Source organism: Pseudomonas tructae (genome assembly GCF_004214895.1).
GTDB lineage: Bacteria > Pseudomonadota > Gammaproteobacteria > Pseudomonadales > Pseudomonadaceae > Aquipseudomonas > Aquipseudomonas tructae.
Map to the genome: position 1 here is coordinate 2,178,303 of NZ_CP035952.1, position 25,437 is coordinate 2,203,739.

Genomic DNA, 25,437 nt, shown 5'->3' on the forward strand with positions numbered 1-25,437 from the left:
AGTGCATGAGCAAGGTTACCGTCGAATCGCTGGTCTATCATGTTGCCGGCAAAGCCTATGAGAGTCGCTTGTTCTATACCCAGGGTGCCCGCGAGCAACCCGGGCTGCTGATGGCGCCGAACTGGATGGGGGTGGGCGAGGGCGCCGAACGCATCGCCCGCGACGTTGCCGCCCAGGGGTATGTGGTGTTGCTCGCCGATATCTATGGCCAGACCCTGCGTCCGTCGAACATGGATGAAGCTGGGGCGGCGATGACGCCGCTGAAGAATGACCGCGTTGAGCTGCGCAAACGCTTGAAAGCGGCCCTGGATCAACTGTTGGCGCAATCGAAGGCGGTGCTGGAGCCGGGCAAGCTGGCCACCTTCGGTTTTTGCTTTGGCGGTTGTTGCGCCTTGGAGCTGGGCCGTGAGGATGCCCGCTTGCAGGCTGCTGTGTCGTTCCACGGCACCCTGGATACACCGCTGCCGGCGAAAGAGGGCAAGGTCAAGGCTTCGATGCTGGTGCTGCATGGCGCAGCCGATCCGTTCGTACCCAAGGAGCAGCTGCCGGCCTTCGAGGCCGAGATGGATGCGGCCAAGGTCGATTGGCAACTGATCAGCTATGGCGGTGCGGTGCATTCGTTTACCGACACCGCGGCCAACATCCCCGGCAAGATGAAGTACGACGCGCGTACGTCCAAGCGCGCGTTCCGGGCGATGTTCAACTTGCTCGATGAAGTGTTCCAGCGCTGAGTCCATCGCGGGGCGATGCGGCGACCCGACTTGCCCCGCGATAAACCAATCAAGGTAACTCGATCCTTTCAATTTCCCCCGGCACCGTCGGCCAGTCCCCGGCCGCCCAGCGTGCCCGCGCCTGTTCGATCAGCGCTGGATCACTGGCAACGAAATTCCAGTTCATGCGCCGCGGCCCATCCAGTGGCGCACCGCCAAACAGCACCAGTTGGCTCTCGCTGTCGGCATACAGGCTCATCTCTTCGCCGGATGGCAAGATCACCAGGCTGCACGGCTCGATTGCCTCATCGTTCAGGCTGACTTCGCCGTCCAACACATACAATGCACGCTCGGCGTGTTCAGTGGGCACCGTCAGGGTCGTGGCGGCCTGCATCTGCACCAGCGCATACAGGGTTGGTGACAGCACCGGCACCGGTGATTGCAGGCAAAAACCGTTGCCGGCAATCATGCGAATGCTGACCCCGAGGTTGTCACTGACCGGCAAGCTCGCCGCCGGGTGATGGCTGTAGTGCCCCGGGCCTTGCTCCTGGGCTTTTGGAGAGGCCAGCCACACCTGCAAGCCATGCAGGCGCGAGCGCTCTGTCAGCAAGTCGGACGGGGTGCGCTCGACATGGGCAATGGCGCTGCCAGCGGTCATCCAGCTGACCTCGCCGGCTTTGACTCTCTGGTCTGAACCCAGGCTGTCCTTGTGCTGGATTTCGCCTTCGAACAGGTAGGTGAGGGTCGACAGGCCGATGTGCGGGTGCTGGCGGATGTTCATGCCGCGCCCGGTCGGGTAATCGGTTTCGAGCATGTGATCGAAGAACACAAAGGGCCCGACGCTGCGGCACTGGGCCGAAGGCAGGGGGCGCAGGATGGGTTGGCCTTCGACCGATTCGGCGCGAGGGCGGATGACCAAGGGACTGCTCACGGTGTGCTCCAGGCCTGGGGGAGGGTTCTTGTAGCATAACCTGCTGAACTGCCAGGTGTTGAGGTCGGTCTACCTTGTCTGAAGCGGCCAACAAGGAGCGCATGATGATTGTCAGGTATCTGGGCTGGGTGCTGGTGATGACGCTGTCGCTGCCGACGGCGCAGGCGCGCGAGTACCACTACAGTGACGCGCACCTGCATTACGTGGATTTCTTTCAGGAAACCGCCGGCATGGATGCCTTGCTCAAGGCCATGGACGCGGCGCGTATCGACCAGTCGATGATCTCCGGCATTCCCGTGGCCAAGAAGTGGCATGAGGACGAGCCCAAGCGCCCGCGCTACTACGCAGGCGACGATGCCGATGCCTACTGGTACAGCGCCACCGATATCTATGTCGCGGCGGCCCTGGAGAAGCTCGCCCCCGTGCAGCGCCAGCGCTTTCATCCGTTTCTCAGTGGCTTCAACCCGGTGGACAAGAATGCCGTCGCGCACATCGAGCGCATGCTCGAGCTGTATCCGGGCCTGTGGCAGGGCATCGGTGAAGTGTTTACCCGCCATGACGACCTGACCGCGCTGACCAGCGGCGACACGCCGCGGGCCAACAACGAGGCCATGACCCGTATCTATCACCTGGCCGCCGAACAGGACCTGCCGGTGCTGATTCACTCCAACATTACCTCAAAGCGCGAACGCAACCCGTTGTACCTGGCGGAGATCGAAGAACCCCTGCGTAATCACCCGCACACCCGCTTCATCTGGGCCCATGCCGGCACCAGCATGGAAATCCATCGCCACCAGACCCAGCTCGACTTTCTGCTGCCGACGCTGTCACGGCTGCTGGAAGACTACCCGAACCTGTACGTGGATCTATCCTGGAGCGTCCTGCAGCCTTATCTGCTGGACGATCAGGGAAAACCAAGGGCGCAGTGGCTGGAACTGGTGAAGCGCTTCCCTGAACGCTTCATGCTCGGCTCCGATGTGGTCGGGCGTTTCGCCAGCCTGGGTGAGCAGATGCAGGGTTTCGATGTATTTCTCGATGCCTTGCCGGCCGACATCGCGCAACAGGTCGCCCGCGACAACTTCCTGGCCGTACTGCCCAAGGCGCGCCCGTGACCGCTCTGTCATCAGCCTGTCATGCCGACGTCATAGCCTGCCGCCATCAACCTGATGGAGTGCACTATGTTTTCACATCGTTTCAGCGCCTTATGCGGGCTGTTGCTGGTCAGTGGCCTGGCCAGTGCCGAGGTTCGCGTAGCGGGCCCGGTGGAGTACGGGTTGTTCGAGACTCGCCACGAGAATTTCCAGCCCGGTGAGCGAGTGCTGACCCAGAGCAACCAGGCACTGCACCCCACCGAAGACATTCCGGCACGCCTGGGCAGCAAGTTCGGCCTGCGCTACCGCCTGGAAGGCAAGGTCGCCGAAGACACCCCGTTGACCCTGCTGTACTTCACTCCAGGGGTGATCACCCCCGATGGCAAGCGCCATGACAAGTTCGAAGTGGTGCAGAAACTGGTGCCCGGAGCGGTCCAGGACGTGATGGCCTACGAGTTCACCGAGCACCATGAAGTGGTGCCCGGGCAGTGGCATTTCATGGTCTTCCAGGGCGACCGCCTGCTTGCCGAGCAGCGCTTTACCGTGCGTTGAGCCCCTGCGTCACTGGCGTCGCGATCACAAGGCCTTTTGATATCACGTTTTCGTCTTACGCAAATTTTCGCCGGGCCGATACCGTCTAGAAGCAAGGACTGCTGCGCGCTGTTGCAGCGCTTTTGGAGGGAGCCAGGAAATGAGCTTGAGAAGCATGAATATCGCGCCCAGGGCTGGCCTGGGCTTTGGCCTGGTGGCGGCGCTGGTGTTTGCCTTGGGCGCCTTTGCCTTGATGCAGATGACCAGCATGCGCCAGCAGTCCGAGCAGGTCGACAGCAACTGGTTGCCCAGCGTCATATCGGTCGGCCAGATGACCCAGGACATGCTGCGCATTCGCGCCTTGACCTTGCGTTTGCTGGTCAATCGTGACGCCGCAGCGCTTGAGCAGAACAAGTCGCGCATCGAGCAGATCAAGGCCGGGCTGGGCAAGGCTCAGCAGAAGTACCAGGCCCTGATCGTGCTGCCTGAAGAGCAAACCCTGTTCGACCGCTACCTTGAGCTGGAGCAGCGCTACCTCAAGCTACAGGGCCAAGTGGTGGAATTGTCTTCTGCGCATCGGCTCGAAGAGGCCGTGGCCCTGGTCAATGGCGACATGAACCAGTTGGCAGACCAGATGACCGCCAGCCTTAACGAGCTGATTGCGCTCAACAATCAGCATGCCAACACGGCGACCGACCTTGCCGAAGCCGTCTACCAGCAGGCGCGGGTCTGGGTGATTGGCCTGCTGATCGCCGCCGTGGTGCTGACGGTGGTGCTGGCCTTGACCTTGACCCGCAGTATCGTCCGGCCGCTGACGCAATCGCTGCAAGTTGCCGAGGTGGTGGCCACTGGTGACCTGACCCCGCAGATCACGGTGCAGGGCAAGGACGAGCCGGCCCGCTTGCTTGCAGCGATGAAGCAAATGCAGCAGAGCCTGCGCGAGACCATCGGGCGCATCTCCGATTCGTCCAGCCAGTTGGCCTCGGCCTCCGAAGAGCTCAGCGCGGTGACTGAAGACGCTACCCGTGGGCTGATGCAGCAAAGCCAGGAAATCGAGCAGGCGGCGACCGCCGTCAACCAGATGACCGCGGCGGTGGAGGAGGTGGCGAGCAATGCCGTGGCCACTTCCGAGGCCTCCCAGGAATCGGACCGCATCGCCCGCCAGGGTCGTGAGCAAGTACGCCTCACCGTGACGTCGATCGAAGACCTGGCGGCGGGTGTTACCGCCAACGCTGAAGAAGTGGGGCAGCTGGCCCAGCAGGTCCATGGTATTACCAAGGTGCTGGATGTGATTGGCGCGATTGCCGAACAGACCAACCTGCTGGCCCTCAACGCCGCGATCGAGGCGGCCCGCGCCGGTGACGCCGGGCGCGGCTTTGCCGTGGTCGCGGACGAGGTGCGGGCCCTGGCCCACCGCACCCAGCAGTCGACCCGTGAAATCGAGCAGATGATCGACGGTATCCAGCAGGGCACCCATCGTGCGGTCGAGGGCATGCAGCATACCAATGAGCGGGCGCGCGGCACCTTGGAGGGAGCCCATGCTGCTGGCGCGGCGCTGGAGGAGATCGCTGCGGCGATCAGCCTGATCAATGAGCGCAACCTGGTGATTGCCAGCGCCTCGGAACAGCAGGCGCAGGTGGCGCGGGAGGTGGACCGCAACCTGACCAACATCCGCGACCTGGCCATGCAAACCTCGGCGGGAGCGAATCAGACCAACGCGGCGAGCCAGGCGCTGTCGCAGCTGGCGATTGAGCTCAATGGCCTGGTGGGGCGGTTTTCGGTGTAAGGCGTCGCGGGGCAAGCCCGCTCCCACAATAGATGTGAGAGCGGGCTTGCCCCGCGATGCTAAAACAAAAACGCCCCGACAAGTCGGGGCGTTTTCAGGAGAAGGGGCTAGCCCTTACTTGCCTGCCCAGCGCTTGAGCACCAGGGTGGCGTTGGTGCCGCCGAAACCGAAGCTGTTGCTCATCACGGTATCGATCTTGGCGTTTTCCTGGGTCTTGGTCAGCACCGGCAGGTCGGCCACTTCCGGGTCCAGTTCGTCGATGTTGGCGGAGCCGGCAATGAAGTTGCCTTCCATCATCAACATGCAGTAGATCGCCTCGTGAACGCCGGCGGCGCCCAGGGAGTGACCCGACAGGCTCTTGGTCGAGCTGATGGCCGGGGCTTTGCCGGCGAACACTTCACGCACACCTTTCATTTCCGCGACGTCGCCGACCGGGGTCGAGGTGCCGTGAGTGTTCAGGTAGTCGATCGGGGTGTCGACGGTGGACATGGCCATCTGCATGCAGCGGATGGCGCCTTCGCCGCTCGGTGCAACCATGTCGTAGCCATCGGACGTTGCACCGTAGCCAACGATTTCGGCATAGATCTTGGCGCCACGGGCCAGGGCGTGTTCCAGCTCTTCAACCACGACCATGCCGCCACCGCCGGCGATGACGAAACCGTCACGGTCCGCGTCGTAGGCACGGGAGGCCTTTTCCGGGGTGTCGTTGCGCTTGCTGGACAGGGCGCCCATGGCGTCGAACAGGAACGACTGGCTCCAGTGCTCTTCTTCACCGCCACCGGCGAAGACGATGTCCTGCTTGCCCATCTGGATCTGTTCCATCGCGGTACCGATGCAATGTGCACTGGTGGCGCAGGCCGAGGCGATGGAGTAGTTCAAGCCCTTGATCTTGAACGGGGTGGCCAGGCACGCCGAGACGGTGCTGCTCATGGTCCGGGTGACGCGGTACGGGCCAACGCGCTTGACGCCTTTTTCGCGCAGGATGTCCAGCGCTTCCATCTGGTTCAGGGTCGAGGCGCCGCCGCTGCCTGCGATCAGGCCGGTACGCGGGTTGGAGACTTGCTCTTCGGTCAGGCCCGAGTCCTTGATCGCGTCGGCCATCGCCAGGTAGGCGTAGGCAGCGGCGTGACCGACGAAACGGTAGATCTTGCGATCGATCAGTTCTTCAAGGTTGAGGTCAATGGAGCCGGAAACCTGGCTACGCAGACCCATTTCGGCATATTCCGGGTTGAATCGGATGCCAGGGCGGCTTGCACGCAGGTTGGCGGAGACGGTCTCTTTGTCATTGCCCAGGCACGAAACGATGCCCAGACCAGTGATAACGACGCGGCGCATGCGGATAACCCTTAGAAGTTGTCAGTGGAGGTGAATACGCCGACCCGGAGGCCTTCGGCGGTGTAGATTTCGCGACCGTCGACAGTGACCGAGCCATCGGCGATGGCCATGTTCAGCTTGCCCTTGAGGACGCGCTTGATATGAATGTTGTAGGTGACTTTCTTGGCGGTCGGCAAGACCTGGCCGAAGAATTTCACTTCACCCGAACCCAGGGCCCGGCCACGGCCTGGCAGGCCTTGCCAGCCCAGGAAGAAGCCGACCAGCTGCCACATGGCATCCAGGCCCAGGCAGCCCGGCATCACCGGATCGCCTTCGAAGTGGCAGGCGAAGAACCACAGGTCCGGGGTGATATCCAGCTCGGCGACCAATTCACCTTTGCCGTACTTGCCACCCTCTTCGCTGATATGGGTGATGCGATCAACCATCAGCATGTTCGGGGCGGGCAGTTGCGCGTTACCTGGGCCGAACAGCTCACCGCGACTGCAGCGCAGCAGGTCTTCCCGAGTAAAGGCGTTTTGTTTGGTCATGCGAGCTCCTCAATAGTCCCCGTGCGGCAGGGGGCAAATCTTCCCGGCCGTCTCAAAACCCTCAGGTTTGAGCCGGCAGCCTACACATAGACTATTGCGTTGTAGTGAAAGTCACAGCGCACGGGGCAAAGAAGTACACTTGTGCACTGAAATTTTATTTTCAAGCCCTTCGCGGCGCTTGTCCAGTCTCTTAGACTGCCGCAATTTAGCATTTATCGCCAGTCGCAGCTGACTGACCGGGCAGCCAGCGTTGCAGAATTTGCTGCAGATCAGTGCGTTTGAACGGCTTGGCCAGGTAGTCGTTCATGCCAGCGTTCAGGCAGCGTTCGCGATCACCCTGCAAGGCATTGGCGGTCAAGGCGATGATCGGCATCGTCGCCGCTTGCGGCAGCTGGCGGATGCGCCGGGTGGCTTCGTAGCCGTCGATGATCGGCAGGCGGCAGTCCATCAAGGCGGCGGCAAAACGCTGGCGCCCGGCCTGCGCCACGGCCTGGGCGCCATCGACCGCCACGCAGACTTCAAAGCCCAGGCTGCGCAGCATGGCTTCGATCACGGTCTGGTTCACCGGGTTGTCCTCGACCAGCAGGATGCGCCGGCCCTGGCCGTCATCCTCGACCCGGGTCAGGCCGCCGGGCAGGCGTGGGGTCTGCAGGGTCGACAGGGCCAGGGGCATCTCCAGGGTAAAGGTCGAGCCCTGGCCTTCACGGCTTTCCCCGCGCAGGGTACCGCCCATCCGTTCGGTCAGGGTGCGGGCAATCGACAGGCCCAGGCCGGTGCCGCCATAGCGACGGGAAATCGAGCTGTCGGCCTGCTGGAAGGCGACGAACATCATCTCCAGGCGCGTGTTGTCGATGCCGATGCCGGTATCGCGCACCGCGCAGGTGAACCAGATCAGCTGGCGGTCGAGCACTTGCCAGCGCGGTTCGACCTGCACACTGCCACGTTCGGTGAACTTCAGGGCGTTGCCGATCAGGTTGAGCAGCACCTGGCGGATCCGCGTCGGATCGCCGACCACCTGCAGGTGCTCGATGCCCGGCGGCAGGCGCAGTTGCAGGTCCAGCTCGCGCTGTTGGGCCAGGTGCAGGAACGACTGTACGCAACTGCCGATCAGGTCGCCGAGGTTGAAGTCGATGTGCTCGAGCTCCACCGTGGTGCGCTCGATGCGCGAGAAATCGAGAATGTCGTTGATCACCTTGAGCAGGTGCCCGGTGGATTCACTGGCAACAGCAGTGTATTCGGCCTGCTCTTCGCTCAGCGAGGTAGTTTCCAGCAGTTGCAGCATTCCCAGCACGCCGTTCATCGGCGTGCGCAGTTCATGGCTCATCATCGCCAGGAAGTCGGATTTGGCCTTGTTCGCCTGTTCCGCCTCTTCGCGGGTCTGGATCAACTGCGACATGGCCTGCTGTTGCTCGTGACTGGCTTTGCCCAGGGCACTGGCCAGGTTGTTGATGTGCCGCGCCAGGTGACCCAGTTCGCTGTCGTCCACCACCGGCAGCGGCGCGTTGAAATCGCCCTGCTGGATGGCCTTGACCGCGTGGCCCATGTCGCTGATCGGCTTGGCCAGGCTCAACGCCAGCCGTCGGGCGAGGATGAAGGTGAACAACAGGGCGAACAATGCAAGGATCCCCGCCTTGACCACGATCTCCTGTTGCCGCTCGCTGAAGGCGTCATCCGACATGCCGACGATCACCCGGCCCAAATAGTCGTCGCCGATGTTGCGGGTGGGAGCGTTGCTGTGCAGGAAGTCGTTGTCCAGGCGAATCTGCTGCAGGCGGATAGGGGCCTGGAACACTTCCACCTGCTGTGCGCGGTTGTGGCTTTCGTCCGGTTGCTCGACGTAGACCAGGATGTGGTTGCTGCTGTCCTGAACCTCTAGAAAGCGCACATGGGGGATGCTCAGGGTGGCGCGCATCAGGCTTTCGAGCACTTCGTTGTTGCCGGCGATCACCCCGTATTCGGACGCCGGAGCCAGTTGGTTGGCGATCAGCTGGCCGGTGTGGTTGAGCTCCTGGCGCAGGTCCTGGATGCGCACGAAGGTAAAAAAGCTGATCAGCAACAGGGTCAGCAATAGCGCCGGGCCAAGGCTGATGATTTGCGTACGGGTGTGGATGTCCCAGCTCAGGCGCCGTCTCATGGTGTGCTTTCTCCTTCGGCCAGGGCGATGGCTGCGGCGGACGGGTCAATCGCCTCGATGCCCAGGGCGCGGGCCACCTGTTGGTTGCCGAGTACGCTGAAGTGTGCAGGGTAGAGCGTACGCGGCCAACGGCTGGGCTGTTGGTCGAGCAACTGCCCGAGTACCGCCAGCCAGTCGTCCTGGTCGCTCAGGGTGCTGGCCAGAGCGCCGGCCTTGACGAACGCCGCATTCGGGCCGATCAGTGCCATCTGCCGGCCATAACTGCTGAGTAACACGTTCTTCGCCGTTTTCGAGTTGTACAGCTGTGGGTCGTCGATGCCTAGCAGCACATCGCTGTTTTGCAGCAGGGTTTGCAACGGGCGGCTGTCGCGCAGGTCGGGCCAGGCTTGGGCGACGATCTCCAGGCCCAGCGGGCGCGCCGCCGTGCGCAGTTCATCGATGAGGAACTGGCTGTGCTCGGCGTACAGCACGCCGACCCGGCGAGCCTGGGGCAGCAGGTAGTGGGTCAGGCGCAACTGGCGCGCCAGCGGTGGGTCGCTCCAGAGCAGGCTCAGGTAGGCCGGGCGCAGGTTGCCCAGGCGTTGCTGGACCTGGACCCGACTGACGCGCAGGGCCAGTGCCGCTGGCCCGGCCGTTTCGCTCAGGCGCCACTCAAGGCTTGCACTGTCGAGCAGGATCAGGCGAGTGGCGGCTTTTATCTGGCCTGGGCGCGGCAGTTCGGCCACCGGCACGAAGCGCACCTGGTCGGCCGGGCGCTGTTTGCGCAGGGCCTCGACGAAGTTGCGCACGCCGGGGTTGTCCTGACTGCCGGTAAGCAGGATCTCACTGGCCGACAGGGCCCCCAGGGGCCACAGGCAGACCAGCAGCAGCCAGTGCCGCAGGCGACGCATCAGAACGCCAGCTCCGCGCTGAAGGACAGTACATGGCGGCTGTCATAACGGTTGTCGTAGATGGTCGTCGGTTCATCATCCAGGCGTTGCTGGAACATGCCGGCCAGCTCCAGGCTGGTGCGGTTCCAGCGCAGGCGTTTGGCCACGCGCAGGTCGAGGCGTTCGAAACGGTACTGGTTGAGCGCGTCGTCGCCATAGTAGAAGAGCGCACTGGACCAGCCGTCGCCCCACTCGCGCAGCCAGCCGGCCGAGCCACTGTTGGTCGCGCTCAGGCGGCGGTCGGCGGGGTTGCTGGCCCAGGCGTCGACGTAGGCGTAGGTCAGGCGCAGGCGATCGGCCGGGCTCAGGCGCCAGTCCAGTTGCGCTTCGCTGCCACTGAAGCGGGCGTTGTTGCTGTTGCTGGCGATGTACTGGTTGTTGCGCAGTGGCTCGCTGATCATGCCGGTGATTTCGTCGTAGAACAGCTTGAGGTCGACGCTCAGCTCGGCATCGGCGAAATAACCGTTATAGCCCAGTTCCCGCGAGCGCATACGCTCCTGTTCCAGATCGCCCGGGCCGCGGGTCTTGACGAAGTACTCGGCATTACGCTGGCCAAAGGCACCGGGCTCCAGGTTGTTGACCCGGTAACTCCAGTTGACGTTGTTCTCGAACATGTCCGGCGAGCGCACCGCTTCGGAGTACACCGCGCGCAAACCGTGGCGCGGGGTGATCAGGTAGTTGACCGCAACCCGCGGGGTCAGCGAGCTGCCTGACAGGCGGGCATCTTCATACATGGCCCCGCCCTGCAGGATCCAGTGCTCGCTGGCGCGCCATTCCAGGTGGCCGAACAGGCGCCAGGTGCTGTCGTCCAGGCTGCCATTGAAGTAGGTCTGGGAGTCGGCACGGTCGTAGCGCAAGTTGGCGCCGCTGACCAGGCGCAGGTTGTCGGCCAGGCTCAGGGTGTCCTGTACTTCAATGTCGTAGCGGGTTTCCCGGGTGCTTTGGTCGATATCGCCGCAGACCTGTTGCGAGCCGCCATTGCGCCATTGCTGCTGGACCTGCTCGGCCAGGGCGCGCTCCTCACTGTTGCCGGCGGGCAAGGGCGAGGTGATGTTGCGCGCCACTTGCTCGGCGTAGTTCGGGTTCAGGCGCCACAGTTGGGTCAGTTGCGGGCTGAATGACAGCGCCGCATCACAGGCACGCCATACCTGCTCGCGTTCCCAATGCTGGGCCGAGCCTTGCACATAAAGGCTGTGATCGGGGTTGAAATCGATGTTCCAGCGCAGCGAACCGGCGTAGTCCTTGGCATTGACATCGGCGTTGTTGCCAGCCGCCGTGACGTAGGGGAACACCGGCTTATAGGTGTAAGGCCGCTGATCGCTGCCTTCCTTGGCCGAAAACTGCCATTCCAGGCTCTGATTATTGGTCAGGGTGTGGCTGGCGCTCAAACCCAGGCGGTTGAGACGGCGGCTGTCACGGTAGTCCTGGCCACGATGGTTCTCGTCGAAGCCGTCATCCTGCATGCCCGACAGCGACAGGCGCAGGTCGCCGCCATCCCATCCCAGCCCCTGGCTTGCGTACCAGTCATTGATGCCACGCTGGCCACGGGTGACCTTGAGGCGCGTGCCATGGCTGTCAGCCGGGCTGCGGGTGAGGATGTTGACTACCGCCATCAGGGCGTTGGCACCATAGCTGACGGTATTGGGGCCGCGGAACACCTCGATGCGCTCGATGTCTTCCATGGCCAGCGGGATATCGCTCCAGTCCACGGTGGCCAGGCCCGCACGGTACACCGAGCGGCCGTCGATCAGCACCTGCATGCGCCGCGCATCGTTGACATTGCTGCCATGGTAATTGACCGTTGGCTGGTTGCCGGCGCCATAGCCGATCATCATTCCCGGCACCAGGCGTAGCAGTTCGGGAATGTCGCGGGCGCCGCTGGCGCGAATCAGCTCGTTGTCGAGCACGGTCATACTGCCCGGTACGGCAGCGGGTGATTGCTTGAGCCGGGTGGCCGTGAGTATTTGCGGCAGGGCCTGGCTGTCGACAAACAGGTCGTCCGCCAGACCGGGGCCGCTGAGCAGGGCCGTCAGCAGTAATAAAGGGCGTTTGGGGCGCGGGCCAAAAGACACAGTGCGGCCTTGGTAACAGGTTGAAGTCGGGCATGTTAACCGAGTGGTGAGCATTTTCCAGTCACGCCGCGACAGTTCCCAAGGCTGATTCGGTCATCTGCCACTGGCTCTGGCACTGACGCTCCGTATAATGCGCAGGTCGCCACTTAAATGGGTTTTAACGGATTGGATATGACTGAACAGCAGCCTGTTGCAGTTCTGGGAGGCGGGAGTTTCGGCACCGCCGTGGCGAATCTGCTGGCGGAAAACGGTGTTCGGGTGCGGCAATGGATGCGCGACCCCGAGCAGGCCGACGCCATGCGCACCAACCGCGAAAACCCGCGCTACCTCAAGGGTATCAAACTGCATGCCGGGGTCGAGCCGGTCAACGACCTGCTGGCGACCCTGCAGGCCTGCGAGCTGATCTTCGTTGCGCTCCCCTCCAGCGCCCTGCGCAGTGTGCTGGCCGAACATGCGCAACGGCTCGGCGGCAAGATGCTGGTCAGCCTGACCAAGGGCATCGAGGCACAAAGCTTCAAGCTGATGAGCCAGATCCTCGAAGAAATCGCCCCTCAGGCGCGCATCGGTGTGTTGTCGGGGCCCAACCTTGCCCGCGAGGTGGCCGAGCACGCGCTGACAGCCACGGTGGTCGCAAGTGAAGACGAAGCATTGTGCCAGCGCGTCCAGGCGGTACTGCACGGGCGCACCTTTCGCGTGTACGCCAGTAGCGATCGCTTTGGCGTTGAGCTGGGCGGAGCACTGAAGAACGTCTACGCCATCATCGCCGGCATGGCAGTGGCCCTGGGCATGGGCGAGAACACCAAGAGCATGCTGATCACCCGCGCCCTGGCCGAGATGACCCGCTTTGCCGTAAGCCAGGGTGCCAACCCGATGACCTTCCTGGGCCTGGCCGGGGTCGGCGACCTGATCGTCACCTGCTCCTCGCCCAAGAGCCGCAACTACCAGGTCGGCCATGCCCTGGGCCAGGGCCTGAGCCTGGAGGAGGCGGTCAGCCGCCTGGGCGAAGTGGCTGAAGGGGTGAACACCCTCAAGGTACTCAAGGTCAAAGCCCAGGAGGTGCAGGTGTACATGCCTCTGGTGGCCGGGTTGCACGCGATTCTGTTCGAAGGCCGGACCCTGACCCAGGTGATCGAGCTGCTGATGCGCGGCGAGCCGAAAACCGACGTCGACTTTATCTCTACCAGCGGTTTCAACTAAGCAGGAGCAGGATATGAACGAATCCCCGAACCAGACCCAGCGCGAGTCGATTATCTTGCGCGTGCTGTGGATGCTGGTGTTCCTGGTGGTCTGGCAACTGGCCGAACTGCTGCTGGGCGGCCTGGTGCTGGTACAGCTTGTGTACCGATTGATCTATGGTGCACCGAGCGCCAGCCTGATGAATTTCGGCGACAGCCTGAGCCAGTTTCTGGCGCAGATCGGCCGATTTGGCAGTTTTCACAGCGACCAGAAGCCCTGGCCGTTCGCTGATTGGCCAACCCCGCGTGCGCCGGAAGGTGAAGCCGCGCACAGCGTGCCGCCTGCGCCGCACCCGGTGCGCGACGAAGAGCCGAAGCTGTGAAGCTCTGGGTTCTGCGCCACGGCGAGGCCGAGCAGCGGGCCAACACCGACGCCGAGCGCCGGCTCACCGCCCATGGGCGCGAGCAGGTGCTGCGCAGTGCGGCGGTGCTGCTTGGCCAGCCGCTGCAGGTGATTCTTGCCAGCCCGTATGTACGGGCCCAGCAGACGGCTGCACTGGTCCACGAGGCCCTCGGCTTCATCCAACCGGTGCAGACCGTGCCTTGGCTGACGCCTGACAGTGACCCGCAAGCGGTCATCACCGAGCTGGAAAAACTGGGTGTGAAGCAGGTGTTGCTGGTCAGTCACCAGCCGTTGGTGGGTAACCTGGTCAGCCTGCTTGCGCATGGCAACCATCAGTATCCGGCGCCCATGAGCACCGCCAGCCTGGCGCAGCTCGAAGGCGATTGGCCGTTGGCCGGCCTGATGACCCTGCGCAACCTGCATCACCCATGAGTCACCCTGAACAACAATGACAACAAGGATCGAGTCAATGAGTCTGTGGCATACCCAACCGGATATCGAGCACCTCAACGCCCTGCAGAAGAACACCATCGGCGAGGTGCTGGATATCCGCTTTGAATCCTTCACCCAGGATTCACTCAGCGCCAGCATGGTGGTTGATCACCGCACCCATCAGCCTTACGGCCTGCTGCATGGCGGTGCCTCGGTGGTGCTGGCCGAAACTGTCGGCTCCATGGCCAGTTGCCTGTGCATCGACCTGCAGAAATTCTACTGCGTAGGCCTGGAAATCAACGCCAACCACTTGCGTGGTATCCGCAGCGGGCGGGTGACGGCGACGGCCAAAGCCGTGCACATCGGCCGCAGTACCCACGTCTGGGATATTCGCCTGAGCAGCGACGAGGGCAAGGCCAGTTGCATTTCGCGTCTGACCATCGCCGTGATTCCCCTCGGCCAGGATGCACCGAGCCGTTGATCGACCTGATATTTTTACCAGTTGTCGGGCAGTGCCTGCCTTGCTAGCGTGCGATCAGGTGGCGGGGCAGGGTGTCCCAGGGAATTTGACAATGAGTGGTAGACATCTGGATCTGGTGTACTCGGCCGACGTGCGGCCGGCGCTGAACAAGGTACAACGGCACCAGGCGCTGGATTTTGCCGAGTACCGCCTGTTGCAGGACAGCGCCGACGCCAAGCTTGATTACCTGTTGCGCAAGTTCGAGGGGCAGTACGAGCTGGAGCAACTGCGCCAGGCCTGCATTCGCACATCCCACCTGCTGCAGACCAGTTGCCTGGCCCTGCGTCGGCTGGATCTCGATGCCGAAGACAAACGCCGCGCCCGCGAGGCCCTGGAGCAACAGCTGGCCTATATGCAGGCCTGTCTGCGGCGCTCGATGGCCAGTTTTGGCGAGTATTGACCTGATTGCCGTCGTCGATGGCTTTTCCGGACATTGCCGCAGTGGCTAGGGTTGCCGACAATGAGCCATCACTTGCCTTCGGATTGGCGGCCATGTCGCAGCAGATCTTTTTCGCCCATGCCAATGGTTTTCCTTCGGCCACTTACGGCAAGCTCTTCGCCGCGCTGGCGCCAGACTACCAGGTGACTCACCTGCCTCAGCATGCCCACGATCCGCGCTTTCCGGTCAATGACAACTGGCAGAGCCTGGTTGATGAGCTGATTCATCACCTGCAGCAGCAGCCGGGCCCGGTTTGGGGTGTCGGTCATTCTTTGGGCGGGGTGTTGCATCTGCATGCGGCGTTGCGCTGCCCGCAGTATTACCGTGGCGTGGTGATGCTCGATTCACCGGTGCTGACCCGGGTCGACCAGTGGCTGATCCAGGCGGCCAAGCGCATGGGCTTCATCGATCGCATCACCCCGGCCGGGCGTACCCTGGGGCGGCGCGAAGCCTTTGCCGACCGCGACAGCGCGCGGGCCTACTTTGCCGGCAAAAGCCTGTTCCGGCACTTTGACCCTGAGTGCCTGGATGCCTACCTTGAACATGGCCTGCAAGCGGATGACGGCGGTTTGCGCCTGCGCTTTGACCCGGCCACCGAAATCAGCATCTACCGCAGCCTGCCGCATACCAGCCCAAGCCCTGCCAGGCAATTGAAACTGCCCCTGGCCATGGTCCGGGGCAGCCACAGCCGGGTGGTCAAGCGCCATCACGCCCTGGCCGTGCGTGGCATGCCCCGGGGCGAGTACCACAGTTTGCCGGGCGGGCACATGTTCCCACTGGAGCACCCGACCGATACCGCAAGCCTGATCAAGGGCCTGTTCGATCGCTGGCAGGACACACCGGCATGAGTCGCGAAATAGAGGAAATCCGCCTGAACCTTGGCCATATCGAACTGGCCGCGCACCTGTTCGGCCCCGCCGATGGCCTGCCGGTCATCGCCTTGCACGGCTGGCTCGACAACGCCAACAGTTTTGCCCGCCTGGCGCCGCAACTAAAGGGCTTGCGCATTCTGGCCCTGGACTTGGCCGGCCATGGTCACTCCGAGCATCGTCCGGCCGGCGCCAGCTATGCCCTGGCCGATTACGTCCACGATGTATTGCGGGTCGCCGAGCAGATGGGCTGGGCGCGTTTTGCCCTGCTCGGGCACTCGCTGGGGGCGATCATCTCGGTGCTGCTGGCCGGCGCGATGCCCGAGCGGGTCAGCCACCTGGCCTTGATCGACGGGGTGATCCCGCCCACCAGCGGCCCGCAGGATGCCGCCGAACGCATGGGCATGGCCCTGCAGGCGCAGTTACGCCTGGACAGTAAACGCAAGGCGGTACACCCGACCTTCGAGCAGGCCATCGAAGCACGTATCAAGGGTATGGTTGCGGTCAGCCGTGAAGCTGCCGAGCTGCTGGCCCAGCGCGGGCTGATGCCCGTGCCTGGAGGCTTCACCTGGCGCAGTGACAGCCGCCTGACCTTGCCGTCGCCCACCCGTCTCAATCAAGACCAGGCCATGAGCTTCGTGCAGCGCATCGCCTGCCCGGCGAAGCTGGTGGTGGCCGCGGACGGCATGCTGGCGCGCCATGGCGAGCTGCTCGAGCAGCTACCCTTTGCCCGTGAGCAATTGCCGGGCGGGCATCACCTGCATCTGAATGACGATGCGGGTGCAACCCTTGTTGCAGACTGTTTCAATCGCTTCTTTGGCATTTCTTGACTTGTGGCGGGCAACTGTCGAGGCTTGGCGGGTTGAACAGGGAGACAACCATGAACCAGCAAGACACTGCCACATCCGTTGACCACCTTGAAGCCCCGTGCTCGGTGGCGTGCCTATGAGGCTCAAACCTTTTATCCAGGCCGCGCTGGTCGGGCTCGGCGTCCTCGCCAGTGCACCGTTGCTGGCCGAGGGGCTGCCGGTTCCGCTTGACGCCAAAGTGGTCGATCAGCGTGCTGCCGCGCTGCAGGAACGCATCTACCCACTGGGTAGCCTACGCAAGATCAGTAACCAGTTGCGCGTCGAAGGCAAGATAGAGAGCCGTGGTGAGGTCAGTTCAGTCACCTATGAGCTGCCGCGTGAGCGCAGTGCCAACGAAGCCTTCGCCGCCGCCCGGGAAACCCTGCAGAAGGACGGTGGCTATCCGCTGTTCTGGTGCCAGGCCCGCGACTGTGGGGAGAACAGCCTGTGGGCCAACGAGGTGTTCAAGAATTCCCGCCTCGGTGGCGCGGACGACCAACAAGCCTTCATCCTGCTGCGTCGCTCCGCCGAGCAGAGCAACACGCTGGTGGCCCTCTACAGCATCACCCGCGGCAACAAGCGCGCCTACCTTCACGTCGAGGAATTCGTTGCCGACGCCCCCCTGGGTGAAGTGCTGCCAACCCCGGCCACGGTGCTGCGCGAACTGCGCGACACCGGCAAGCTCGACTACCCTGATCTGGATGAGCCACAGGCGGCCTGGGTCACGCTGCTGGGCCGCAGCCTGAACTTGGACAGCACCTTGCGCGTGACCCTGAGCGGTGACCAGGCCGAGGTCTGGCGCGAGCAACTGGTCACGGCTGGGGTGCGCTCGTCGCGGCTGGACGTGGGCCAGGCCAAGACTGACGGTTTTCACGTCGAACTGATTCGTTGATCGAGAAACATGATGGCCAATAACGACCGCCTGTTGGTGCAGATCATCTTGCTGGCGCTATTGGGCGCCGGCCTGTGGGTGATGGCGCCGTTCATTTCGGCGCTGTTGTGGGGCGCCATCCTGGCCTATGCCAGCTGGCCACTGATGCGCTTGTTGACCCGCTTGCTCGGCGGTCGCGAAACCCTGGCCGCAGGCTTGCTGACCAGCTTGTGGATCCTGCTGGTGGCGTTGCCGCTGGTGTGGCTGGGCTTCAACCTGGCGGATCACATCCGCGACGCCACGGCGTTCGTGCGTGACGTGCAGGTCGATGGCCTGCCCGATGCACCGGGCTGGCTGGGCGGCGTCCCATTCGTGGGCGAACGCCTGGTGGGTATGTGGGACACCATCGATCAGCAAGGTGCGGCCTTGCTGATGACGATCAAGCCTTACCTGGGCCAGGTCGGCAACTGGCTGCTGGCGCGCAGCGCGCAGATCGGCAGCGGCATCCTCGAGCTGACCCTGAGCCTGGTCTTCGTGTTCTTTTTCTACCGCGACGGGCCGAGGCTTGCGGCGTTTGTCCTGCGTTTGCTGGACCGGCTGGTGGGCGAGCGTGGCGAGTATTACCTGGAACTGGTGGCCGGTACCGTGCAACGGGTGGTCAACGGCGTGATCGGCACGGCGGCGGCGCAAGCCGTGCTGGCGCTGATCGGCTTCCTGATTGCCGGTGTACCGGGGGCACTGGTGCTGGGGATCGTCACCTTCATGCTCAGCCTGATCCCCATGGGCCCGCCACTGGCCTGGATACCGGCCACCGCCTGGCTGGCCTGGCAGGGCGAGTACGGCATGGCGGTGTTCCTCGGCCTCTGGGGGACTTTCATCATCAGTGGCGTCGACAACGTGCTCAAACCCTACCTGATCAGCCGTGGCGGCAACCTGCCGCTGGTAATCGTCCTGCTCGGGGTGTTTGGCGGCCTGCTGGCCTTCGGTTTTATCGGCCTGTTCATTGGCCCGACCTTGCTGGCGGTGGCCTACAGCCTGCTACTGGATTGGTCGCGCAGCGGGCCGGTGGCGCCGCCGCGTACCTGAGGTGATGGTCTATGTGGTGTTTCTCGAATAAAACTCATAATTTTCGGCCCAGCGCCTCTGCTGCACGGCTGACGTTCACCAAGATATCCTCGGCTTTTCGATACCAGCGAAAGGGTCGAGGGTTGGCGTTGTGAGTTGACAGGTAGTACTCAATGGATTCTTTCAGATCCTTCACGCTGGTATGTGCCTGGCGCTTGATCCACTTCTCGCTTAACGTCGAGAAAAAGCGCTCCACCAGGCTCAACCAAGATGCCGAGGTCTGCGTGAAATGCACGTGGTAGCGCGGGTGCACTGCCAACCACGCGTTCACTTCTTTGAGGAAGGCAAGAAACTCAGTACTTCTATGGCGACGTTTCAGTCGTCCGATTACTTCGCTCGTGGCGATATCCAGCGCTGCGAACAATGATGTGGTTCCGTGGCGCTTGTACTTGTGGGTGCGAGTGACGGGTTTACCCGGTGCAACGGGCAATTCTGGTTGGGTGCGGTTCAGGGTCTGAATCTGGCTTTTCTCGTCGATACAGAGCACCAGGGCCTTGTCGGGCGGGCTGAGGTAGAACCCAACAATGTCGTGAACCTTGTCCACAAACAGCGGATCAGTCGAAAGTTTGAAGGTCTTCTCCAAGGGCGGTTTCAGGCCGAAGGCGTGCCATATCCGCATTACGCGGGCATGAGAAATCCCGGTTGCCTGACTCATTGAGCGAGAGCTCCAATGACTGGCGTCCTCAGGCTTGGATTGCAGTACCTGATTAACCACGGTCTGTACTTGTTAATCGGTAATACTGCGAGGCCGACTTGAGCGATGCTGGTCATTTAAACCATCAAGCCGCAGCCGACTGAATCGCACTCGCCAACGCGAAACCGTGTGTACGCCAATACAGAGTCTGTGGGCGATCAACGCGCCTGACTCCCCACCTGCGCACGCCAAGATGATTTCGGCCCGAATGCGAGATTCGGCGGGACCATTGCGCTGCCAGGAACGGCGAAGCAATTCGGTTTACTCTTCGTCGCTCAACTCAATCCGAGTAGCAGGTTGGCCAGTTCTCAAATCGTTGCTCCAGCGCTTTTCTGATGCTGAAAAGCCTAGATCAAAATATGAATGTTGTTTGAGAAACACCGCGCTAGGAAAAATCGCGGCAGTTCAATCGCTTAGCGAATACTGAAAAATCACCGATCAAGGTCTCACCCAGCAAACGTTCAGTCGTCGACACACGCTCCAGCGCAATAGAGTAATTAGGTTTGATATCATATCTTTCTACACAATCAAACGTCCGAATCAAACCGGAAAATAACCAATTTACTGGAATGCCGCTCTGAAGAATCGATACAGCGAATGGCAGTTTTAAATTGTGATTGTGTTACAGATTCTGCCAGTGATCTAGGCCGCCTCGAATGAACATATCAAGCGGATGCTCCTCGCCATTGTGCCTGACTAAGTGGGCTTAGGGCATCCGTTCCCAATCTCTCAACAGGTCGAACTGGTTCAACGCTGCGCCCACAAAAGTCTATTCCTTGTGAATGGGGGCACATCGCCGATGGATATCGGATGTCCAGAAATTAGGGGGCTCTAGGGGGCGTTCAAAGTTCAAGCGGTACACGTGATTGAGGTCCTACGAGCGAAGTAGAGATAATGATTCTTGATCGTGACTAGATCTGGGTACGATTGCAGAAATAAACCTCAATCTGCATGACAAAAACCTGAGACCCCGCTATACAATGCAATCACTTTGCCATACTCTCGTCCCTGAGGTGCGCGTCAGGGTTGGTCAGGTCTAATCGAACATTGTGAGTAAATATTTCTAAGTAGAATGGAACTAGAAAACTGTCGATTTATTAGATCACAGTATGCAGGGAGAGCTAAAATGCGAGAAACATCAACAGCTATTAATAGCGTATATGAGGACGCGAAAGATTTTCTGATCATTGGACTTACTGGTCGCACAGGTTCAGGATGTACTACAGCTGCTCAAAAATTATGCGGTATTGAGTTTGATGTTCCAGTCGATGCTTATGAGGGACTCAGTCGAAACGAATTAAAAAAACATCAGATAATAAAAAAATACATTGATGGAGCAGGCTGGCTACCTTTTTACAAAATCGAAGCCAGTAGCTTGATTACCTACCAGTTGTTACAGCTTTCAAGATCTGATTTTTTAGCGTATTTTTCCAGTGCGACATTTAATAATCCACTCAGCAAGAAAGAGGCGTCAGATCTTTTTTTGCTATTCGAGGTGGCGCGCAAAAAAAAATCCATCACAGGGAATAAACAAAGCATTCAAGAGTTTGAGGTTGAAGGTTTTTTTGAGTTTTACTACATTGATCTCCCCGAGCTAACAAAGCGAATACAAACGCAATTAGGTAGGGCGAAGTTCACTCAGTTTTATCAGCGAGCCGGCGATAATGTAAGGGCCTCGGGCAGGGCCAATGATCCAACCTTTGATCCTAAAGAGCTTTTCAATTTCCCAAAGCATCTGAATTTCTTAATAAAATTAGCACATAAAAAGGCTCGACTTGACAATAAGCCTTGTAGGATTGTGGTCGATGCAATAAGGAATCCTTACGAGGCGTTCTATTTAAAAAGACGCTATGCTAATTTTTACCTCGTCTCAATAAATACATCTAATGCCGAACGCTTGCGCAGTCTCAGAGAATACAGGAAGCTAACGGATAGTGAGATTAAAGCTCTGGACGATAAAGAATATCCAGAGAAAATTTCTGGTGCCAACAAATTTGTAGCCCAGAATATTCAAGCGTGTATTGAAATTTCCGACATACATATCCACAATTCAAAAAATAGCGAATATACTCACAGTGACTTAGTGAGCCAATTGGCTTGGTATGTCACGCTCATGATGCACCCTGGCCTTGTAATGCCCACATCCATTGAAAACTGTATGCAGATTGCGTACACCGCCAAGCAGAGCTCTGGTTGTATTTCAAGGCAAGTAGGTGCCGTTGTTACAGATGAATCATATAGTGTAAAGGCAATAGGTTGGAACAGTACGCCTCAAGGCCAGCTACCTTGTTTGTTACGAAGTTCAGAAGACCTTATTCAAGGTCGAAATAAATCAGATTTTAGTGAGTACGAGCTGACGGATCCAGTTTTTAGAAAAGCACTAAATGCCAAATATTCAAGCTTAATAGCAACAAACAAAACCTCAAATAGAAATTTTTCATTCTGCTTTAAAAGCATTCAAAATGAGATTGAAGGCGAGAAAAACCAAGTTCACACAAGAGCGCTTCACGCTGAAGAAAATGCCTTCTTGCAAATTTCCAAGTACGGAGGTCAGAAGTTGTCAGGGGGTGTGCTATTTACAACTGCCAGCCCATGCGAGCTATGTGCAAAAAAAGCTTACCAACTTGGATTCAAAAAGATTGTATATATTGATCCTTACCCAGGTATTGCAACCAAGCACATATTGTCGGCCGGAAAAAACAAGCCCGAGCTTGAACTTTTTCGCGGTGCCGTAGGTCGCGCATTTTATCAGCTGTATCAACCTTTAATGCCTTATAAAGATGAGATGGAACTAATTTTTGATATTCCAAGCTTTGACAATCCTGAAAGGCCTTCGAAATTTATTTTGAAGCAAGAGAATGCGGCCCTTTTACGAGCTAATAAGGCACTGCAAGCGGAGATCGAATCGCTTCGATTGATAGTCTTAGGGAAATAGATTTTAATAATCTTTAATCTCGTAGGTAGATTGAGTGGATGTTCACAGTTGAATGTGCCATCTGCCGAACGGGTGCTCGGGCCGACTGCTGTCGGTTGTGGGTTCAAGCGGTGGATGCAGCACACTAGACACTGCGTCAGCAGGAGGAGTGTTGCAGATGAAGCAAAGACCTCGTAATGATTACACCGAGACCCAGAAAGCGTTGATGTGGGAGCGTTGACAGAAAGGCGACTCTTCCAGCAGATCGCGCAGCTGTTTGACCACCACCACTCAGTGATGCAAAGCATTCTGGCAGTGACAGGAAGTATGCGCCCTCATGTACGTTGTCGCTCCAGTTTGGCGCTGTCGTTGTCCGAGAGCGAAGAGATATCACGTGCAGTGGTGGCGGGAAGTTTGATTCGTTCGAGAGCCACGCTACTTGGCAGGAAATAAAATAGTACTTTATATCGATATCCGTTAGTCGGATTTTTTATGGAGTCCATGCATGAAGAAAATATATTTCGCACATAACACATGTCTTAACGCTTCTTACGATCTCAATGTTCTTCAGGCTGGGTTTTATCAAAAAGGCTTTGAAATAGTCACGCAGCCTGAACATGCGGATGAGATCATTTACTCAGGTTGCTCTGTACGTGGTCGCTGGGTAGACGATGCTGTTCTTCAAATTGATGAGGCAAAAAAGCGCGCCCCTAACGCTAAAATTAGCGTTACCGGTTGCCTCGCAAACACTAGCGCGGACGTAGTGTTCAGCAAAGCCTCTGTTCCGGACCTCACGTTCAGCCCTATGTCCGAGATTCTTAGTAGCTACACTGGCCTCCAGTTCTCAGAGGTCGATCAGCAGCTATCTCAAAACTCGAGTGATAGTTTTGAAAGTCACGGCTCAGGTGGGCTGAAGAACCTCCGTCAACGAGTAGGGGCCGCGAAGGCTTCTATCGTGGCCGATCTCCAAGAAGCTGATCGAAGCCACAATGGACAGGCGGAACGCATCTATCGACAGACAACAAAGGGGTTTGTATTTTACGACGAACAAGACCCTTGCGAAATGATTACGGTTACGCGGAGCTGCCTTTACAAGTGCAGTTTCTGCAGTATCCCACAGGGACGGGGAGAGTTTGAGTCGGTTCCGTTACCAGACATCGTTGGGAAAGCTCGAAAAGCGATAGAAATGGGAAAACACCACTTTGTATTGATTGGAGACGAAATCGGTAACTACAAGGCCTTCGAATCCAAGGCACGCTTCCCCGAGCTTGTGGAAAGCCTGCTCACTCTCGACCCCAGAGTAACACTATCAATCAGGTACATAGAGCCGAAACCGTTCCTGAGGTACTCAGAGAAAATCCTTAAATGGAGCAAAGAGGGAAGAATTCGCCTGCTCTACATATCGATTCAGAGCGGATCGGCGCGGATTCTTAAAGCTATGAACAGAGGCTACGACATAGCTATGCTGACCAAGGCATTGAAAGATTTTCGCCAAAACGCTCCTACCGTTCTCTATGGTAATTGGCTCATAGGCTTTCCCGGCGAAGAGCATGAGGATTTTTTGGAGACGGTAGCACTTACGAAAGAGCTCGAGTTTCACATCAATGTCGCCATTCCTTTTTCTGCCCGTGAAAACACGCCTGCCTTCGAAATGGATAACCACTTGGAAGAAACCACTATAAACGAGCGCGTTCGTACTCTAACGGACATAATTGCTAGTATGAAGGCTTCTGCTATGGAGTCTGAACTGAGCTTCCTTGATGCAGACTCGCGTGAGCGCTTACTCGAGCGAATCAGACAGGCTGAATGTGAACAGTATGTAGACGACCAGCAAATATCTGAACCGCGCCGAGTACAGTCCTCCCTTATTGAGGTGCTGCAACTATGAATAATCCGCACTGGGCTCAGTGCCATTTCGTTGTAGTAGACGTTGAGGGTAATGGGCAATCCCCTCAGGAGATCATAGAGCTGGCAATTGTGCCTATCATTGACAAACAAATCGGCCGTCCACGTTCTTGGCTGATCCGACCTCGGAAATCAGTCACTGAGCGTGCTACTCAGATACACGGTATTTCCGATGGCGATCTATCAAGTAGCCCCTCTCATGAAGAAGTGGCGGATGATATAAAAATGGAATTGGGAAAAAATATTGTGGTGGGCCACAACGTCAGCATAGATACGCAACTGATGCGACGGCAGCTAGGGGACTGGCACCCCACTGCGATTCTTGACACGCTAAAGCTTGCAAGATATGTCCGACCTGGGCAGGGCAGCTACTCGCTAGATGCGCTTATAAGTACTTGTAACCTCAAGATTGATCCATCAAAGCGCCACCGCGCTAGCGGTGACGCTATGATTACCGCAGAGCTTTTTCTCGCCCTAGCCATAGAGCTCGACCAAAATTCTCAGCTTGACCTGCTAGCCTTGGCTCAAATTGCAGGAAGCTCGGAAGATCCCTATATTCAATCTCAGCAGAGGAGCCTTTTCTGATGGCTTACTTTTTAGGTATTGCCGGCACGCACTCAACTGGAAAATCGACCTTTATTGAAACGGTCGAAAGCCAGGCAAAAGCGAGGGGGATTTCGGTTCTAAAAATTAGCGATACAGCGACCAAATGCCAAAAGTCTGGCTTTCCTATTTTGGAGGAACATACATTCGAGAGCACCCTCTGGATATTGGTTTCAGTGATAAAGGCCGAACTGGAAGCTGAACTGAACGCCGAATTAGTGTTAGTTGATCGTCCCGTGCTAGATGCACTTGGATATCTAGAGGCCGCCCTTAAGGCCACAGGGCGAAGAATTTCCACTGAAGAGCGAAACTACTTGTATGGGTTAGCAAGGTTTCACACTGACCGATATACGTTGCTACTGAAAACTAAGCTTGATGAAACGATCCCTCTTGGAGAAGGACGTGACCCCAACATGGAGTTTAGGCGGAGTGCTGGTCTAGAGATCGATCAGGTCTTCAAGCATCTCGATGTGCCGGCTCTCGATCCGCATACAGAGTCTACTCAGGAGCGCATTCAATCGATCTTCGACAAGATTTCTGCTAAGTCGTGAATCACGCCTGGAATCTGTACTAAAAGTGCATGTACCCTTTTT

23 protein-coding genes and 1 pseudogene are annotated in these 25,437 nt (G+C 59.0%); 17 read left to right on the forward strand and 7 right to left on the reverse strand.

The features are described from left to right. The first annotated feature begins 5 nt into the window (after window positions 1-5). Window positions 6-731: a dienelactone hydrolase family protein gene (locus tag EXN22_RS10035; RefSeq protein ID WP_130263904.1), complete on the forward strand. Its 726-nt coding sequence runs from the start codon at window positions 6-8 to the stop codon at window positions 729-731. A gap of 49 nt (window positions 732-780) precedes the next feature. Here EXN22_RS10035 and EXN22_RS10040 read toward each other — a convergent pair whose 3' ends face one another. After that, a complete protein-coding gene (locus EXN22_RS10040; RefSeq protein WP_130263905.1) occupies window positions 781-1,641 on the reverse strand; it encodes a pirin family protein in 861 nt (286 codons plus the stop codon). Between the two features lie 104 nt (window positions 1,642-1,745). On the opposite strand from EXN22_RS10040, the gene EXN22_RS10045 reads away from it, so the two are divergent. The 3 genes from EXN22_RS10045 (at window position 1,746) to EXN22_RS10055 (ending at window position 5,049) form a co-directional block, all read left to right on the forward strand. Further along, a complete protein-coding gene (locus EXN22_RS10045; protein ID WP_130266787.1) occupies window positions 1,746-2,753 on the forward strand; it encodes an amidohydrolase family protein in 1,008 nt (335 codons plus the stop codon). A 66-nt stretch (window positions 2,754-2,819) separates the two neighbouring features. Then, on the forward strand, window positions 2,820-3,284 hold the full coding sequence (locus EXN22_RS10050) for a DUF3859 domain-containing protein (protein WP_130263906.1): 465 nt from the start codon (window positions 2,820-2,822) through the stop codon (window positions 3,282-3,284). 139 nt (window positions 3,285-3,423) lie between these two features. Continuing rightward, on the forward strand, window positions 3,424-5,049 hold the full coding sequence (locus tag EXN22_RS10055; RefSeq protein WP_130263907.1) for a methyl-accepting chemotaxis protein: 1,626 nt from the start codon (window positions 3,424-3,426) through the stop codon (window positions 5,047-5,049). 114 nt (window positions 5,050-5,163) lie between these two features. On the opposite strand, the gene fabB is transcribed toward EXN22_RS10055, so the two are convergent. From fabB to EXN22_RS10080, 5 genes are all read right to left on the reverse strand, one after another. Beyond that, the gene (fabB, locus tag EXN22_RS10060; protein ID WP_130263908.1) at window positions 5,164-6,384 is read right to left on the reverse strand and encodes a beta-ketoacyl-ACP synthase I; all 1,221 of its coding nucleotides are present in this window, start codon (window positions 6,382-6,384) and stop codon (window positions 5,164-5,166) included. A gap of 11 nt (window positions 6,385-6,395) precedes the next feature. After that, a complete protein-coding gene (gene fabA / locus EXN22_RS10065; protein ID WP_007899046.1) occupies window positions 6,396-6,911 on the reverse strand; it encodes a 3-hydroxyacyl-[acyl-carrier-protein] dehydratase FabA in 516 nt (171 codons plus the stop codon). Between the two features lie 205 nt (window positions 6,912-7,116). Beyond that, the gene (locus EXN22_RS10070; protein ID WP_130263909.1) at window positions 7,117-9,045 is read right to left on the reverse strand and encodes an ATP-binding protein; all 1,929 of its coding nucleotides are present in this window, start codon (window positions 9,043-9,045) and stop codon (window positions 7,117-7,119) included. Further along, window positions 9,042-9,935, reverse strand: coding sequence for an ABC transporter substrate-binding protein (locus EXN22_RS10075; protein WP_130263910.1), 894 nt, complete (start codon window positions 9,933-9,935; stop codon window positions 9,042-9,044). Before EXN22_RS10075 ends, EXN22_RS10070 begins: the two co-directional genes overlap by 4 nt. Next, entirely contained in the window at window positions 9,935-12,100 is a 2,166-nt protein-coding gene (locus tag EXN22_RS10080; RefSeq protein ID WP_407691948.1) for a TonB-dependent receptor plug domain-containing protein, read from the reverse strand. The genes EXN22_RS10075 and EXN22_RS10080 overlap by 1 nt, the downstream gene beginning before the upstream one ends. 117 nt (window positions 12,101-12,217) lie before the next feature. On the opposite strand from EXN22_RS10080, the gene EXN22_RS10085 reads away from it, so the two are divergent. The 9 genes from EXN22_RS10085 (at window position 12,218) to EXN22_RS10125 (ending at window position 18,689) form a co-directional block, all read left to right on the forward strand. Further along, the gene (locus EXN22_RS10085) at window positions 12,218-13,243 is read left to right on the forward strand and encodes an NAD(P)H-dependent glycerol-3-phosphate dehydrogenase (protein ID WP_130263912.1); all 1,026 of its coding nucleotides are present in this window, start codon (window positions 12,218-12,220) and stop codon (window positions 13,241-13,243) included. A 13-nt stretch (window positions 13,244-13,256) separates the two neighbouring features. Beyond that, on the forward strand, window positions 13,257-13,604 hold the full coding sequence (locus EXN22_RS10090) for a DUF4389 domain-containing protein (protein WP_130263913.1): 348 nt from the start codon (window positions 13,257-13,259) through the stop codon (window positions 13,602-13,604). Next, window positions 13,601-14,056, forward strand: coding sequence for a phosphohistidine phosphatase SixA (gene sixA, locus EXN22_RS10095; RefSeq protein WP_130263914.1), 456 nt, complete (start codon window positions 13,601-13,603; stop codon window positions 14,054-14,056). Before EXN22_RS10090 ends, sixA begins: the two co-directional genes overlap by 4 nt. 37 nt (window positions 14,057-14,093) lie before the next feature. Beyond that, entirely contained in the window at window positions 14,094-14,537 is a 444-nt protein-coding gene (locus EXN22_RS10100) for a hotdog fold thioesterase (RefSeq protein ID WP_130263915.1), read from the forward strand. Between the two features lie 91 nt (window positions 14,538-14,628). Beyond that, entirely contained in the window at window positions 14,629-14,976 is a 348-nt protein-coding gene (locus tag EXN22_RS10105) for a hypothetical protein (RefSeq protein ID WP_130263916.1), read from the forward strand. 92 nt (window positions 14,977-15,068) lie between these two features. Beyond that, window positions 15,069-15,863 carry an alpha/beta fold hydrolase gene (locus tag EXN22_RS10110; protein ID WP_130263917.1) on the forward strand — a complete coding sequence of 265 codons (795 nt, stop codon included), beginning with the start codon at window positions 15,069-15,071 and terminating at the stop codon, window positions 15,861-15,863. Next, window positions 15,860-16,714, forward strand: coding sequence for an alpha/beta hydrolase (locus EXN22_RS10115; RefSeq protein ID WP_130263918.1), 855 nt, complete (start codon window positions 15,860-15,862; stop codon window positions 16,712-16,714). Before EXN22_RS10110 ends, EXN22_RS10115 begins: the two co-directional genes overlap by 4 nt. Before the next feature lie 115 nt (window positions 16,715-16,829). Beyond that, window positions 16,830-17,624, forward strand: coding sequence for a DUF4892 domain-containing protein (locus tag EXN22_RS10120; protein ID WP_130263919.1), 795 nt, complete (start codon window positions 16,830-16,832; stop codon window positions 17,622-17,624). A gap of 12 nt (window positions 17,625-17,636) precedes the next feature. Then, window positions 17,637-18,689, forward strand: a complete 1,053-nt coding sequence (locus EXN22_RS10125; protein ID WP_130266788.1) for an AI-2E family transporter — start codon at window positions 17,637-17,639, stop codon at window positions 18,687-18,689. Window positions 18,690-18,723: 34 nt separating this feature from the next. Here EXN22_RS10125 and EXN22_RS10130 read toward each other — a convergent pair. Further along, window positions 18,724-19,677, reverse strand: a pseudogene (locus tag EXN22_RS10130) (IS630 family transposase). Window positions 19,678-20,548: 871 nt separating this feature from the next. Between EXN22_RS10130 and EXN22_RS10135 the strand changes: the two are divergent. From EXN22_RS10135 to EXN22_RS10150, 4 genes are all read left to right on the forward strand, one after another. Further along, complete coding sequence (locus tag EXN22_RS10135) at window positions 20,549-22,357, forward strand: hypothetical protein (protein ID WP_130263920.1); 1,809 nt, start codon at window positions 20,549-20,551, stop codon at window positions 22,355-22,357. A gap of 484 nt (window positions 22,358-22,841) precedes the next feature. Then, window positions 22,842-24,224, forward strand: a complete 1,383-nt coding sequence (locus EXN22_RS10140; protein WP_130263921.1) for a radical SAM protein — start codon at window positions 22,842-22,844, stop codon at window positions 24,222-24,224. Continuing rightward, window positions 24,221-24,826, forward strand: coding sequence for a 3'-5' exonuclease (locus EXN22_RS10145; RefSeq protein ID WP_130263922.1), 606 nt, complete (start codon window positions 24,221-24,223; stop codon window positions 24,824-24,826). Before EXN22_RS10140 ends, EXN22_RS10145 begins: the two co-directional genes overlap by 4 nt. Continuing rightward, the gene (locus EXN22_RS10150; RefSeq protein ID WP_130263923.1) at window positions 24,826-25,395 is read left to right on the forward strand and encodes an AAA family ATPase; all 570 of its coding nucleotides are present in this window, start codon (window positions 24,826-24,828) and stop codon (window positions 25,393-25,395) included. The genes EXN22_RS10145 and EXN22_RS10150 overlap by 1 nt, the downstream gene beginning before the upstream one ends. Window positions 25,396-25,437 lie beyond the last annotated feature (42 nt).